We start from the raw sequence: 14,577 nt of genomic DNA, 5'->3' as shown, positions 1-14,577 counted from the left end.
CGCATCAGCGGGTGATCCATAGAGAGAACGGATCTGACGTCATCGACATCATTCGACATGACTACATCGAGCTCTTCATTTAACGTTCTTGGCAAGAAATCGATTGATCAGAGCACCTATCAAAGCTCCATCTTCCTCGAGCGCAAAATGTCCTGTATCGAGCAAATGAAATTCCAGATTCTTCAAATCTTTCTTGTAAGGTTCGGCACCAGCTGCAGGGAATATCTGATCGTTCTTTCCCCAGACTATAAGCATTGGCGGTTGATGCTCCCGAAAGTACTGCTGCCATGCAGGATAATGCTGAGGATTGGAACCGTAGCTGTAAAAAAGTTGCAGCTGTATTTCTTGATTACCGGGTCTGTCCAGACCGGCCTGATCGTGAACCCAGGCGTCAGGGCTTATAGCTTCGATGTTTCGCACTCCCGTGTGATATTGCCATTTTGTCGCGCTCAGTTCAACCAGACCTTTCAGTGGTGCTAAATCGGTATTCAGCCTGTCTTTCCAGTACAACTTGATAGGTTTCCAGAAATCATTGTCGAGCCCTTCTTCATAGGCATTTCCGTTCTGAACAATCAAAGTTTGTATCTGCTCTGGATGCTGAGAGGCTATACGGTAGCCTACGGGAGCACCATAATCCATCACGTAGAGCGAGAATTTTTCCAGTTGCAGCTTCTTGGTGAATTCATAAACAATCCGAGCCAGATTATCGAAAGTGTACTCAAACTCTGTCACCAGTGGCATCGAACTGAAACCGAAGCCTGGATAATCGGGCGCCACAACATGATAATTCTGAGCCAGAACTGGTATCAGATTTCTGAACATGTGCGACGACGTCGGGAAGCCATGCAATAAAAGCACGATGGGAGCGCCTTTGCGCCCGGCTTCGCGATAAAAAATTTCCTGTCCTTCAACATTCACTGTTCGATAGCGGACATCAACTTTGTTCGTCTTCTGAGCCGCATCAATCGTACCTACTGTATCCATTGTGTTCACCTCGTGAATTTCGTTCATGCAATTACTGTACCGAACGTTCGGTACACTGTCAAGTCATTCAGGCAAAATTATTCACAATCGGCTCGGGCTCGGGCTTGGAATAGAGTGGGACCACGACCCTGGTCAGGTTCCAAATCAAAGTCAGAGCCTGGATCCGTTCGGGGTAGGAGTTCGAGTTAAATTGCTCAGTTCGAACGCGAACGAAGGATCGCTCTCAATAATTTGAAGAAGGCATAAATCCACAAAAAGGTGAGCACAAAAATGCCTACTGCAGACTTGATCATGTCCTGTTGCTGTGGATTTAAAAATTGGAGCCCAGTTGACCCCGGCGAACTCAAGCTCTGCTCCCGTTCGAGCTGAGATTCTTGCGGCGCAAACAACTGCTTCATTTCGAAGCCCTGGCGGGCTGGGGTCGCGGGCGCCAGCACCTGCGGAGGTGGGGCAGATTGCGGCGCCATGTCTGGCTCAGCAGATGGCTTCAAAGCAGAGTACGGAGCCGCGGGGTCTGTGGGAGCAGTGGCGGCAGGCTCAAAGTGGAGTCCCTTGTCCTGTGAAATTGCTTCCTTTTGTGGAGCCAGTTCCTCATTCTTTTGACGCGCTTTGAAATCATCGTTGCGGTCACCATCGACACGATTCGATTCTTCAATAGAACTAACTGTACCATTGGTACTGCCTTGCAACACCGGAGCATTCACCGATGCGTCTTGACCCTGCTGATCTTTAGCGCCACCAGAGGCAAAACCATCCGCCGGTTGAGCCTCGTCTCTCGCTCCGGAAGCACCAGAGGATTTTTCATAAACCGGCTCCAAATTATCAACAATGCGCCGTTCCGCTCTATCATTACCGGCATCAAACGCCTTTTTAGTCTTTGTAAGCAGATCCACAGGCGACGATAGACCAAGCTTGCCAGCATCGGCTTTTGTCTTTCCTTCTTCTAATGGAGAAGGATGCGATTGCGGAACGTACTCGAGTACTACAGCGCTCGAGACCGGGCTGACGAGATGATATCGCTGCGCCAACATGAGAGCCGGTGTCTTGTCTGAAGACTCGTAGCTTCGCAGCAATCTCTCGTATCCGTAGAGTTCTTTTAGCCCAGCAACATCACCGTTTTTGAATTCGATACCATGTGCCTCATCTGCGCCAGAAATTTTGTCTGCAGTGCTGGAGTCTTCTCCTGCACTTTGCTTGACATCAGGCTTCCACTCGACAAAACGCATAGCATCAGCAGCCGGCGCGGTTTTTGTCCATGAATGGAACAGTCGATTCAAGTCATCTTGTACCTTTCCTGTTCGAGGCACACTGACAAAATTTCGACTGGGCTCCAGTCCATTGAGTAGCTCATTCGGTCCACTGACCGTCTGAAAGTCGTACAACCAGGGAGTTTCGCTCGGTCTGGCAAGCAGCGCATTCAACAGCTTCGTATTGTTAGTGTTGATCGGCTGAGCACCGTGAATCCAGAGAACCGGTGTAGTACCTAATCGGTTCAGAAGCTGATTATCATCAGATTGTCCACCAACAGCGTGGTATTTTTCCAACACACCAATAGCGGTGCCAAAGCCAGCGCCGGGTGAATTAGCTCCAAGCACCTGCACCTCATCCCCAACCAGCACAACCTCAGCATTTACGGAAGCAGGGAAAGATTTCAAAGCCGTAGAGAGTTCAGGCATGTAGCGAGCCATAGCGGCAGATCCGTCAATCAAAATGGTCAGATGATCAGGAGTCTTGTATCTGGGAATGAAAGCACGCGCTTCAATCTGAGCGGCTTTCGACACCACCTTTTCAACAGCAGCATTACGCTTGAAGTTAACAGTGCCCTCGAATCTGGAAATTTGTGCGGGCGAAAGTTCCAGAGCGGCAGTCGAGTCAAACGACACCTTAACAGGGCGATCAAATTGGAAGTTACGCTCTTCGAAAGCAGGCAGAACAAGCGTGCCGGTACTCTTATCCTCTGATATCACAAGCGGTGCCTCTATCTTGAGATGCACAACTGTCTCAACACCAGGTTGCACAGGGTAGCACTGGATGAGAATCTGATTGACTCCACATGTGCTCACCAGCAGGGGGTCTTTGCGCCGGTCCGCCACAGACTGTTTATAGATGGCACGAGCCAGACTGCGAACCAGAATTGTCGCTTCGTGCTCAACTCCGTTTATGGTTACGGTTGCCTTTGAGACAACGCCGTTTGGTGGTAGCACCAGCTTCGCTCTGGCCTCACGGTCATAAGGCGAAGAGTTGGTAAACGTCACCGACCAATCCATGTCAGCAACTGCCGCGTCGGCATCTACTTTTCCTGTGATATTGGTTTGTGAAACCGCCAGTCCACGAGCAACACCACTGACGTTCTCGCCGGCAATATCGCTATCCAGATCGAACTCGTCCTTAACGTCAGCGTTCAAACCATTGGGATCATCTATCAAACCGGCATGTTGAATGGTCGCTCGAGCCGCACTGGGTATGGGCACTGAGTTGAAAGGCTTGCCTGTGACCTTGTAGAAGATTGAGCGCGCCGAGTCGATACTGAGGGGATGTCCGGCCTCATACAAAGACCCGAGGATATCGGTGGCCCGTCCGGATCTTTCATAACAAGCTCGCAGCATAACTTCTTCGCTGCCAAATTGACGCAACCACTGAATACCCTGTTGCTCCGTAGCAGGATCGGCGGCCATGCTCAAGTTCATGCGTGTCAGAGTGGAAGGCAATTCAACCGCAACAACCATACACAGAACAATCAAATGTCCGATGTGTTCAACCTGGTGCGCATCGAAGAACGTACGTTTACTTTCAGCCAATTTGCAAACGGTCTTGCCGCTCAACCAGGTACACGGCACAGCCAGGATGGGAGCCAATCCCAGCAGTCCGAAACCGAAAAACAAAGTGTAGAAAGCAGAATGCGGCGTCAGCGGCAAGAACATCAAAGCGTAGAGACAGCCGATGCCCATGGCCATACCGCTGATCAGAGACATGAATCCATAATGCGCAGACAAATCTCTGCGACCGGCAAGCCAGGCAAGGAAATTACTCAGCGGAATAAGGAGAAAGAGAACGACATGGCTGGAAGAAGGAAACGGATCAAAAAAATGTTGCGCGCAAAAATGGGTAGTGAGCTCAAAGCCGACCGCGATGATGGGAAGCACGACCCCAAAAAACAGAAAAATCATGCCGTGCTTCGAGCCCGCACGCGCCGGCAAGAGGCGAGAAAGCGACTTATGCAGGAAGTGCGCACGCTTCTCTGACCGGCGCGCATGAATGGACTGCTTGCCCTGCGACTGTTTGCCTGGCGACCCGTTTCCCTGAGACTGCTCGCCCTGCTTCGGCTGGGTCAGAGTTCCGCGGTTCTGTTCGACCATATCGCGCCTCAAGCTTAGTGCACCTAACCATCCTATCCGACTTAGACGATTTGATAAGTAGGGATTACACTGATCCGATTCGCATAAATCGACTAAGGTTTTCCCTGTGTCCGAAAGTCGATCGGGGGCCTAGAATATAGGTGGAAATCGCCCGAGGACAAATCTGTGTTTGAAATACTTGGCGGAATTATTGTTTTCACAATAATGGTGATTTTATCCGGCATCAAGGTCGTCAAAGAGTACAACCGGCTGATTATTTTCAGAGGCGGGAAACAAGTACTGGAGAGGGGTCCCGGCATCCAGTTGGTGCTTCCCATAATCGACAAAGCAGAAGTTGTCGACACTCGAATCGTCACATTGCCATCAAATCTCATCCAGGCAATTACTTCAGACAAAATGTCAGTCAAGGTTTCAGCCCTTTGCATGTATCAGATTGTCGATGCCAAAAGAGCACTCACCCGCGTTGAAAATGTCAAAAAATCTGCCGCCGAATTGACCGAGATGGCGTTGCGAACAGCAGTCGGGAATAACGATTTGCTCCATCTAGTCACCGATCGCAAGCGTATCAACTTCAACCTGAAGAATATTCTTGATAGACAGACAAAAGAATTCGGGATAAGAGTTATAAAAATAGAACTCAAGGACGTTCGTCTATCCAAAGACATGCGCAAAGCCCTGGCACGCAGCAATAAAGCCACAAACCACGATCAAGAACACGCGAACCACTCGCATTCGATCGAGTTGAATCCTCAACAAACTTTTGGCGAACTGATGAAGCAGCTCAAGTAGCGGCTACAGGATAGGTTCGGGCGAGCCCTTGGGCACAGGATGTCTCTGGTAATACTTTTCGGCGTCTTTTGGATTGTTGAACGGCGGTTTGGGCAGTTCATTCGATTTGACTTTGCCACCACTGGCGGGGAAATATATATTTTCATTGACGTGACTGCCGATTTCAGCGGCTGCACCCAGCACAACAGCGTTATACATGCCCACGTCATGCGCAGTTTTATGAGTTTCCTGATATTTCTTCAGAGCATCTAGTGTGTCCGAATGCCCATGATGAGCTTTTCTTTCTTCGTTGACCTGATGAGCGATATTCTTGGCATCAAATAATTCGAGATCAGTGAGGCTATCCACCGATTTGTTGATGTTTTTGTACAGACTATCAAGCTTGCCCTGATGCCTGGCATCTGGGGCGGCAAGCTCATGGTCAGTTGAAGCTTGCTTTTTGAGAGTGGCGCGGAAGGCATCCATCTGGGCATGAATTTCTGATTGCGCACCCTGATGTTTGTCGGCGTGCTGGCGGCTGACCTCGCCCCTCCGCCCTTCCATATCGACTCTGCTTGCTTCTCCCATTTGTTTTCCTCAGTTAGCTTGCTTGTTACACGTTGTCCAAATCCGCCGGCTGCCCGTTGCAGCTCCGTTGGTGCGCCGTACGCGAAATTCGGACTCCATTAAACTAACTCAACCTTCGTGAGAGAAATGTGAGACGTTTGACAAGTCGGAAATGCCGCAAGCCGGGTATTATGTTGCTCTCTACGAAATGACAAGAGATGGCAAGCCTGCTTGAAAAAACTCACTGCGAGTTAGATGGAAAAACAGAAAAGCCAGAGAAAAGAACCGGGAGCAAACTCCGGCTCAGCTATGCATTGCTCGCATTTGCAGTGATCGGGTTGACTGACCTGGCTGCGCGTGCCCTGTATCACCCGGACCCGTACCAGTCGCCGAACCGCAGTTGGGCATGGTGGGCGGTGCAAGACTTGCGCGCACAAAAGAGCGCCGACATTGTCATCTTCGGTTCATCACTCATGCTTGCGGCCTTGAATGACGGCGACTCGACCTACTTGAACAGACCTTTCGATGCTGTCACCCACCACCGTGCCCTTTACCTCGAACGCTTGCTCAAAGAGCGCCTCAACAAGCCTGTTTCTACAGCCAGTCTGGCCATCGGCGGACAAATGGCCAGCGATGTATACGCACTTACAACTACGCTTTTCACGCGCAATCCAGTCCCCTCAAACATCGTCTGGGGAATAGCTCCCCGGGATTTTCTCGATTCATCGTTTACCAACCCGGACAGTTCCGAGACCGTGCGTTACATGAACAAAGTGTCGGAATCGACAGACGTGCTTTCGACTAATCGACGCATCTTGTGGGACCGCATTCAGAACATTGCGGACGGCGGCTTTTACCTCTACGGAAAGCGCGGCGATATTATCGCAACCACTCTGCCTTACGCCAAATCAGCGATCAAGCAAGTGCGTCCAGACATCGACCCTGAGACAGTTCACACACCATCACCGCTGCTGTCATACGCCATGAAAAACTTACCGGAAGACAATGGTGTCGATCAGTGGCGTGTAACGCCCTACTCACCCAGTAAGGTATTTGCGGACAACACTGCCGAATACATGATGCGCTACCATCCTTTCAAACCGAAAGTGCTCGAAACTCAGCTTGCTTACTTCGAGAAATTTCTTTCCTTCGCAGACAAGCATGGCATCAGCGTAACGCTCGTCAACATGCCGCTCACAGAAGACAATCTCAAATTGCTTCCACCCGGAGCCTACCAGGCGTACCTGACAGGAGTAAAAGGACTCGCCACTAAACATGGTGCACAATTCCTCGACTTCAACGATCAAAAAACATTTCCTCGCTTAGAATTCGCAGACACAGTGCATTTGAACGGAATTGGGGGCAAGCACTTCTTCGAACTTGTTTCACAACAAATGAGGTCTCGTCCACAATAGAAATCGGCTGTTGATGCAGCTTTTGCCATTCAGTGCAAATTTAAGTAACAATTGCCGTTCACAATAATCTTGAGAAACCCTGAACAATTCCCCTTCTTGGCAGGCAAAAGGTAGGATGAGTGCAAGCGAGGGGGGTTTTATGGCTCATTCATTACTCGGATTCCTGACACAGTTCTTGCAGGGCGAAGAAGCGCAATCGTGCGACACTGCGCACTATTCCGCCATGCTGGCGATTTCGAATCACGACTATCAGAAAGCCCTGCAGCTCTTGTTACCTGATGCAAACAAGGGCGACCTGCACGCCATGACATTGATCGCGGTCATTTATAGAGACTGCTCATCGCGCATCAGTGACCACGAGATGGCTTTCAAATGGCTGCAAGCAGCTTCCAGCCGGGGCTATGCTCTGGCTGATTTGAACCTGGGAATTATGTACCGCGACGGCATCGGCGTCGACCAGAACCTCGAATCAGCAGCCGAATTATTCTATAAAGCCGCGTCGGCCGGGCTGGCACAGGCACAGCTATTGCTTGCCGGAATGTTCTTTGACGGACATGGTGTGCCGAAAAACACCCGACAGGCTGTTTTCTGGTGGCACAAAGCGGCCGAGCAAGGCAACGCTGAAGGGCAATATCGCCTGGGTGCGTGCTTCGCTGACGGCATAGAAGCGGAAGTGAATTATCATCACGCCTACACCTGGTACAAAAAGGCGGCAAAACAGGGTCACGCCGAAGCCCAGACCGCTCTCGGCGAACTGTATTTCTACGGTCGCGGTGTTAATCGCAGTCAGCGCAAAGCGGCCAAATGGTTTCATCGCGCCGCTGAACAGGGCAACGAAGCAGCACAACAGAATCTGGAGATTCTGGAGCGTCCCGAAGCTCATCCCAGCGAAGAAGCTAAAGCTTACACGGCTTACAAACCCTGATTCGCGTCTTTACCTGATTCTGCATTCGACATAGCGAAAGAACACGTAAAGCAGGAAGCTGACTAACCAGGCTTGCAGACCGCTTATGCCAATGTGCAAGAATTCCAGCGAGGGAATCATTCCGGCAGTCGCAATACCCGCAGCTGATCCAGCCATGAAGGCAATAACGGCACCGCGGTTCACCACAGGCAGCTCAGCGAAGTCGTAGAGACGGTAGAGATCAATTGCTCTGTCGCTAAATTTCGGCACGACATAAGCTTCAGCAAGCATGATCACTGTAGCGCAGGGTAAAACAATCGACGACATCGAGGCGACGTCCTGAAATGCCCTGGGATAGCCGCTCAACCAGGCTGCAAGAAGGGCACCGAGAATGGTCAGCGTAGCCACTAACTTGCGGCGCGAAATCGCGTACAAGTTCTCTACGCCGTTGATGCTGCCGTACAAACATGAGTCAGCCAGTGCAAAGTAGGTGACGAACAAAACAAGCGCTGCCACCGGAGCCAAACCGCCAAAAGAGTAGCGGTTCATGAATGCCGTTGCCTGTGCAAATTCGGTGATGTGAGTCATTTGAGCAAGAATCCAACCTGTGATCGGAAACACCACCTGCCCGATTAAAATCGACACGACAAGCGGCACAACCACGTATGACTTTTTGACCCGACCGTAACGCCAAAAATCCGCTTCATTACCCCAGGCTCCATAGCCGAGAACGAATGCCGAGATCAGTGAAAGAGCGGCTCCAAACGTCTGATGAGGCTGTTCGGTCAGCATAGCTCCTGTAAAGTTCGGGGAGGCTTTACAGAAAGTGAAACCCACCCATGCCACCAGCACTGGTGCGGCCAGATAGCCGGCGAAGTTGGCGATGCCGGAAAATCCAAAGAAATTATTGAACGCCATCAAGATGCCGAAACCGGCTGAGAGCAGGGCAACCGGCAAATCGAGCTGGAACAGACCTTTCAGTGCGTCTGCCATCAAGTAAGCAGTCAGCCCGTACCAACCCATCGACAGAATGACCAGACAGACTGAGATCAGCCTCGAGCCCCACTGTCCAAAGACGCTGCGGCTGAGAAGCGAATAGGTAAATCCGGTCTGAGAGCCAAGATAACAAGCCGGCACGGCATACAAAAGCAAGACCAGGTTGCTCAGCAACAGGCAAACCAGCACCTGCTGAAAGACCAGCCCTTGCTTTACCCACTCGAATCCCACCAGCACCGATGGAAACCCGGTCACCATTGTGATCCAGAGCAAACCCATAGTAATGGGGCTGCGTCGCTCAGAGAGGGGAACGGCATCGAGCGCGTGATCCTGACTCTCAGGTTCGGTTTGTTGTGCTGCCAAAAGTGTTTCTGTCATCTCGCACTTCAAAACAAAGCGCTATATCTTACACCTCATCACAGCCAGGGTGACAGGGCAGCCTTTGAGGAGACACGCCTGGAGGCTTCACCATTTAGAGATACGCAAGCATATAGTATCAATAGCCAAAAACAAAATGTAGGCAAAGCCCTTCCCGCGTGCGGACTTCCGCTGATAAAGGAGAACCCACGCACAAAGTTACTTGTGCGTGGGCTGAAAAGACGAGTTATGCGTCAACTAGACGCGGTTGGAAGACGTCCGATCAGGCCCGATGGGTCTGGTCGAAGACGCCCTTGCCGCCGGGGAGCCCGACCTGGATCAGCGACGGGTCGACGTGATGCACCATGCCCAGGGGCTGCTCAGCCACCTCGGCGAGGTTGAAACGACCGCGAGACGAGCACCCGCCAGCAGCACCGCGCTGACAGGTGCAGTTGCTGTTCGGAGCCTGCTGCCCCGAGCCACCGGTCGTGGTAGCCATGTTCTGCTTGCACATATGAATGTTCTCCTTGGTAAGCGACGTTCAGTCGCTTCAGGTTTGACGTACGAAGAGTCGAGCTCAGTGCTCGCTCCTTAAGGAAAGCCGTGGCGCTGAATGTTGTGCCAGGTAAACCGATATCGGACTGCAGTTAACTGCAGTCCGACCCGGCTACCAACTGGAGTCAGGCTCCAGCGGCACGCAGAAGCTCGCGTCGCGCCTTAGAGCACGAACTCCTGCTTCGCCTTCGGAACGACAACGTTCCAACCGAGCGAATTCTTGATGTGCCCCTCCAGCCCCTCGAGCGCATCGGTGTCACCGTGCACGAGGAAGATGCTGCGGGGGCGGCGCTGGAAGCCGCGCAGCCAGCGAATCGTGTCGCCGTAGTCAGCGTGCGCGGAATAGTCCGGCATGAACTCGATCGCCGCGTTCACCCGAACATCCTTGCCGCTGATGCGCACGGACGTCGGCCGCGCGTCAGGATTGCCTTCACGCAGCCCGCCGACGAGGGTCTGGCCGAGCGTGCCGGTGCCCTGGTAGCCGACGAACACCACCGTGCTCTGACGAGCCGGCAGGCGGTGCTGCAGGTGCTGCACGATGCGTCCACCCGAAGCCATGCCGCTGGAGCCGATGATGATGATCGGCTTGCTCTGGGGCTCAAGCAGTGCGACAGACTCCTTCCAGTCGTGGCACAGGGTCTGCTCGGGCGTGGTGAACGGGTCCACCTCCGCGTCGAAGAGCGCGCGCATCAACGGGTTGTAGGCATCGCGGTACTTGCGGTGCACTTCAGTGGACCGGATGGTCATGGGGCTGTCGATGAACACCGGCATCTGCGGAATGCGTCCTTCCGCCATGAGCTGGCGCAGGTCATGCATGATCACCTGAGCGCGGCCGACAGCGAAAGCGGGAATCATGATCACGCCGCAGCCGAACTTCGGGTGCTTCTCGAGGGCCCGCACATGAGCACGGTTGATGATGTCGGCGAGCACCGGGAAGCGGTCGCGACGGTTGTGCAGCTTGTTGCCGTAGGTCGATTCGACCATGACGTAGTCGGCCGAGCGCACAGACTCCAGCTCCGACAGGAGAGGCATGTCGTACCGACCGATGTTGCCGCTGAAGCAGAACGTGCGTTTGCTTGAGCCACTGCCGATTTCCAGATTGACCACGGCGGAGCCGAGGATGTGTCCGGCATCGGTGAACGTGACCGCGACGTTGGGAGCCAGTTCGCGCCGCTCGTTGTACGGGATGGTCCGCAAGTGCTGGAGCGACTGCTTGGCGTGTTCCTGGGTGTACAGCGGCTGCCGCTGCGGCACGTTGCCACGAGCCTTGACTCCATCGCTCGCACCACCCTCGGTGGCGGGCAGGTTCTTGCGGTTGCGCGCATTGGCACGCTTCACCGCTTCTTCCTGCAAGAAACCGGAATCCGGAAGCATGAACTGGAGCAGATCCGAAGACGCAGGCGTCAGGTAAGCCGGCCCTTTGAATCCGTCCTTGACAAGCTTCGGAAGATAACCACTGTGGTCGATGTGGGCGTGGCTGATGATGATGAAGTCGATGTCGGAAGGCTTGATGCCGACCGGCAACCGATTCATGAAGTCAGCACGTTCATCTTCCACGGTCAGACCAACGTCCACGAGGAAGCGCGTGACGCGGTCGCGTTCGATGTACTCGAAGAGGTTGAGCGAGCCCGTCACAGCACCTGCGGCGCCGAGGACGTGAAGTTTCAGCAGCGGCTGCCCTGTGCGAGCAACGCGCTTTTGTTCTTGTTTGGTCAAGGTAGGTCTCCTTTATGCCCGAAGGGCGTGGAAGCGAAGACCAACGCCTGAAGCCGATTTCAGCGCATGAAGCCTCTGAATTCAGCATCGGGTCGGTGATCTGCGACTGAGTTAGTTGCGCAGAAAAAATATTTGGCGAAGAGAAAGAAAGGCTGGTGCTAGATGTGAGCCTTGAGGTAGTCGGTAAACGGGGTGACCCAGAGAGCCTAGCAACGAGATCTAAGTGATCTCAATATAAGTACGTATACATAGGCTTCACTTGTTATAACATCGCGCGAAACCTGATCCCTGCCCATTAATTTGCCTAGCGAGGCTGCCGCTATCCTTAACATCCACTCCACTTTACTTCACGAAGAATGTCTCAGAGAGCCAATTCTATAGAATTTATAAAATGCTGCGCCACCATTGCGCGAGCTCTCAGCGGCTCGCAGAATATCCAGGAAATATTCGGAACACCGGCAACAGATTCTCATGCGTGCACGTCAGCAAAGCGATATAGTCGAGGTCACACACACGGGTAGTAACACGAAATATGTCAAATCAAGATGTCGGAAGGCGCGGTCCATCCATCAGCCCCAGATTGATAATCGCTTTGCTCATCGCAGCTTTCTCGATTTTCAGCTATATGGCCAGTACAAGTTACAACCCGATCACTGAAAAGAAACAACATCTAGACATGACACCAGGACAAGAAATTGCTCTCGGTCTGCAATCCACCCCATCAATGGAACGCGAGTATGGTGGGCTTTCCAGAGATGCAGAAGCAAGCGCAAATGTGAGCGACGTCGGTCGTGAAATAGTGGCAAAAACTGCTGCTGGAAAAACACCTTACAAATTCGATTTCCATCTTCTTGCCGATAACAACACTGTAAACGCTTTCGCTTTGCCGGGCGGACAGGTTTTCATCACAGAAGCTCTGTACAAAAAACTGAAAACAAAAGGTGAACTAGCCACCACTCTCGCGCATGAAATAGGTCATGTGGCGGCAAGGCATTCCGCACAGCAACTGGCAAAAGAGCAGTTGACTCAAGGTTTGACTGGTGCGGCAGTGATGGCGACTTACGATCCAAATGATCCATCATCAAGAAATACTGCCGCTGTAGCGGCTCTGATCGGGCAGGTAGTGAACTTAAAATTCGGCAGAAATGACGAACTGGAAGCCGACAAGCTCGGTGTGAAATTCGCTTCTGATGCGGGCTACGACCCCAGAGCAATGATAGGCGTCATGCACACACTCGATCACGTCGCCAAGTCAAGAACGCCGGAATTCTTCAGCACGCACCCGAATCCAACCAATCGAATTTCCAAAATAGAAGAAGAAATCAAAGAGAAGTATCCTGACGGTGTTCCTGATGGATTGATCAAGTAGAAGCCACGACATGCGCGAGTGCCTCTCGGGCAACCCCGCCATCCTTGCAAGCAAATACTTCGATATAAACGCAAAACAGCGAGTGCTCAACACACTCGCTGTTTGCTTTGGCTTAAACTCGTCGCGTATCAGAAACCGCAATTTACCCTGGATTTAGGTGCGGTCAAATTCAAGTAGCCCCTGGAATTGACTGCAAGTACGCGCCCAGACTACGTGATTGCATGAGCATGCCCCCACTCTAAGCTGATATCTTGGCTGGACTCTGTCGGAACTTGTTTTGCAGTTCCATGCTCTAAATATAGCCGCCAAATCTGGCGAACTTATGGCAAAATGCTGCACCAGAAAAATTTTTCTGCTCAGACGTATGCCAACGGCCTGGTAATGCTGTGCCACTGACGCGTAACACCCGCTGGAGCATTAGGTGGCAGCCCTCGAACACCCTCGAAGTGTCCCGACCGTACAGCTTTAGTCTGAAAAACAAAATCTCCGTTTTCCATGGGCTGCTCAACTCTCAAACCCATTGCGTGATCGAGCAAATAGGGTTTCAAATCAGCCGCGATATCATCGGTGTATTGTATGTGACCGCAGTACTGCGCTGGGGTCAAGTAACTACCCACAAAAATCGTATGATCAAGACGCACAATACGAGATGGATCGGGCGACTTTCCATCGTGACCTTCGAAAGTGTAGACAACCAGAGTTTGTGGATATAGCGGCTCAAAGGCAAATCCAAGCGGTTTCGACTCACCGCGCTCAAAATCACTGAAACAGCACAGAGCAACCGGGCATCCATACCAATCACTCATGAAGCGAAAAACATCGTCGTTGACGCGCGGTCGCTTAGCCGGGTCGATTTGCCCCAGCACAGACGGAATGTCGAGCGCATTTTCGGCAATGACGATATCGTAGATGTCGAATTTCAAAAACACCATGCCGCCCGAGCCGCCCCACCCCGCAGCAGCAGCCAGGGGAGCATCCAGGTCACGCATGGGCGGAAAGCGCAACGCTTCCTGCACATCGAGAAGCATTGAAGGCGCCGACATGGTGTTAAGCAACCGAATCGACGACCATCTACCAAGCAATGGGATAATCAGGCAATTTCCTTGAGCCGGCCTGGGAGTCTCTGAAGGCAGCGGCTGGACCTCTTCTGTGCGACCCAATGCAGTCAGCCTTTCATTGACGGCAGATTGCAGCTGACTTTCGGTAATACCATTCACAGTCATGACGTTACGCACGTCATCAGTAAGCGGATGCCCGGCCAGCGCCTTTCGAACCAAAATATTGAAGACCTGTGCGGCAATGTGGGTCATGCCTGCGACAAACCCGCCGGGCGCTACCTCGCCTCCACCGCGAGCCAGCGGTCCGGAAACCCTGTTTTGATACCAGAGCACATGATGAATTCGCTCATCGATGCTGACTTCCCAGGTGCCGGTGATAGTGCTGCTAAAGTCAGTCGGCCAGGCTGAGATACACACAAAATCACCTCTACAAGACAACTGCTTGAACCATTCCCCTCTATCGAGCAGAAAAAGGTCGTGCACACAACAATTTATGGGAGATGAGATTGAGGATGGCGATTTGTTCGCCAGC

General features: G+C 52.3%; 11 protein-coding genes. 5 read left to right on the top strand and 6 right to left on the bottom strand.

Features of this window, described 5'->3' with window-relative positions; genetic code table 11:
* Positions 1-75 precede the first annotated feature (75 nt).
* Together EKK48_16935 and EKK48_16930 are read right to left on the bottom strand one after the other, a co-directional pair.
* Positions 76-1,011, bottom strand: coding sequence for an alpha/beta hydrolase (locus EKK48_16935; GenBank protein RTL40138.1), 936 nt, complete (start codon positions 1,009-1,011; stop codon positions 76-78).
* Between the two features lie 167 nt (positions 1,012-1,178).
* Positions 1,179-4,340 carry a hypothetical protein gene (locus EKK48_16930; protein RTL40137.1) on the bottom strand — a complete coding sequence of 1,054 codons (3,162 nt, stop codon included), beginning with the start codon at positions 4,338-4,340 and terminating at the stop codon, positions 1,179-1,181.
* Between the two features lie 165 nt (positions 4,341-4,505).
* Between EKK48_16930 and EKK48_16925 the strand changes: the two genes are divergently transcribed.
* Positions 4,506-5,129 (top strand): hypothetical protein, encoded by a 624-nt coding sequence (locus EKK48_16925; protein RTL40136.1) that lies wholly within the window; start codon positions 4,506-4,508, stop codon positions 5,127-5,129.
* 3 nt (positions 5,130-5,132) lie between these two features.
* Here EKK48_16925 and EKK48_16920 read toward each other — a convergent pair whose 3' ends face one another.
* Positions 5,133-5,696 carry a hypothetical protein gene (locus EKK48_16920; GenBank protein RTL40135.1) on the bottom strand — a complete coding sequence of 188 codons (564 nt, stop codon included), beginning with the start codon at positions 5,694-5,696 and terminating at the stop codon, positions 5,133-5,135.
* A 197-nt stretch (positions 5,697-5,893) separates the two neighbouring features.
* On the opposite strand from EKK48_16920, the gene EKK48_16915 reads away from it, so the two are divergent.
* Entirely contained in the window at positions 5,894-7,090 is a 1,197-nt protein-coding gene (locus EKK48_16915; GenBank protein RTL40134.1) for a hypothetical protein, read from the top strand.
* A gap of 115 nt (positions 7,091-7,205) precedes the next feature.
* Positions 7,206-8,015 (top strand): sel1 repeat family protein, encoded by an 810-nt coding sequence (locus EKK48_16910; GenBank protein RTL40133.1) that lies wholly within the window; start codon positions 7,206-7,208, stop codon positions 8,013-8,015.
* A 9-nt stretch (positions 8,016-8,024) separates the two neighbouring features.
* On the opposite strand, the gene EKK48_16905 is transcribed toward EKK48_16910, so the two are convergent.
* Positions 8,025-9,368, bottom strand: coding sequence for a hypothetical protein (locus EKK48_16905; protein ID RTL40132.1), 1,344 nt, complete (start codon positions 9,366-9,368; stop codon positions 8,025-8,027).
* Positions 9,369-9,639: 271 nt separating this feature from the next.
* On the opposite strand from EKK48_16905, the gene EKK48_16900 reads away from it, so the two are divergent.
* Positions 9,640-9,942 (top strand): hypothetical protein, encoded by a 303-nt coding sequence (locus EKK48_16900; protein ID RTL40131.1) that lies wholly within the window; start codon positions 9,640-9,642, stop codon positions 9,940-9,942.
* A 122-nt stretch (positions 9,943-10,064) separates the two neighbouring features.
* On the opposite strand, the gene EKK48_16895 is transcribed toward EKK48_16900, so the two are convergent.
* Positions 10,065-11,618, bottom strand: a complete 1,554-nt coding sequence (locus tag EKK48_16895) for an MBL fold metallo-hydrolase (protein ID RTL40130.1) — start codon at positions 11,616-11,618, stop codon at positions 10,065-10,067.
* 532 nt (positions 11,619-12,150) lie between these two features.
* Here EKK48_16895 and EKK48_16890 point away from each other — a divergent pair.
* Entirely contained in the window at positions 12,151-12,987 is an 837-nt protein-coding gene (locus EKK48_16890; protein RTL40129.1) for a M48 family peptidase, read from the top strand.
* A gap of 356 nt (positions 12,988-13,343) precedes the next feature.
* Here the strand turns inward: EKK48_16890 and EKK48_16885 are convergent, their stop codons facing one another.
* Positions 13,344-14,462 carry a hypothetical protein gene (locus EKK48_16885; protein ID RTL40128.1) on the bottom strand — a complete coding sequence of 373 codons (1,119 nt, stop codon included), beginning with the start codon at positions 14,460-14,462 and terminating at the stop codon, positions 13,344-13,346.
* Positions 14,463-14,577 lie beyond the last annotated feature (115 nt).

The sequence above is a fragment of the Candidatus Melainabacteria bacterium genome (assembly GCA_003963305.1).
GTDB lineage: Bacteria > Cyanobacteriota > Vampirovibrionia > Obscuribacterales > Obscuribacteraceae > PALSA-1081.
The sequence above is the reverse complement of the archived record's forward strand: the minus strand, read 5'-3'. Positions and strand labels throughout refer to the sequence as shown.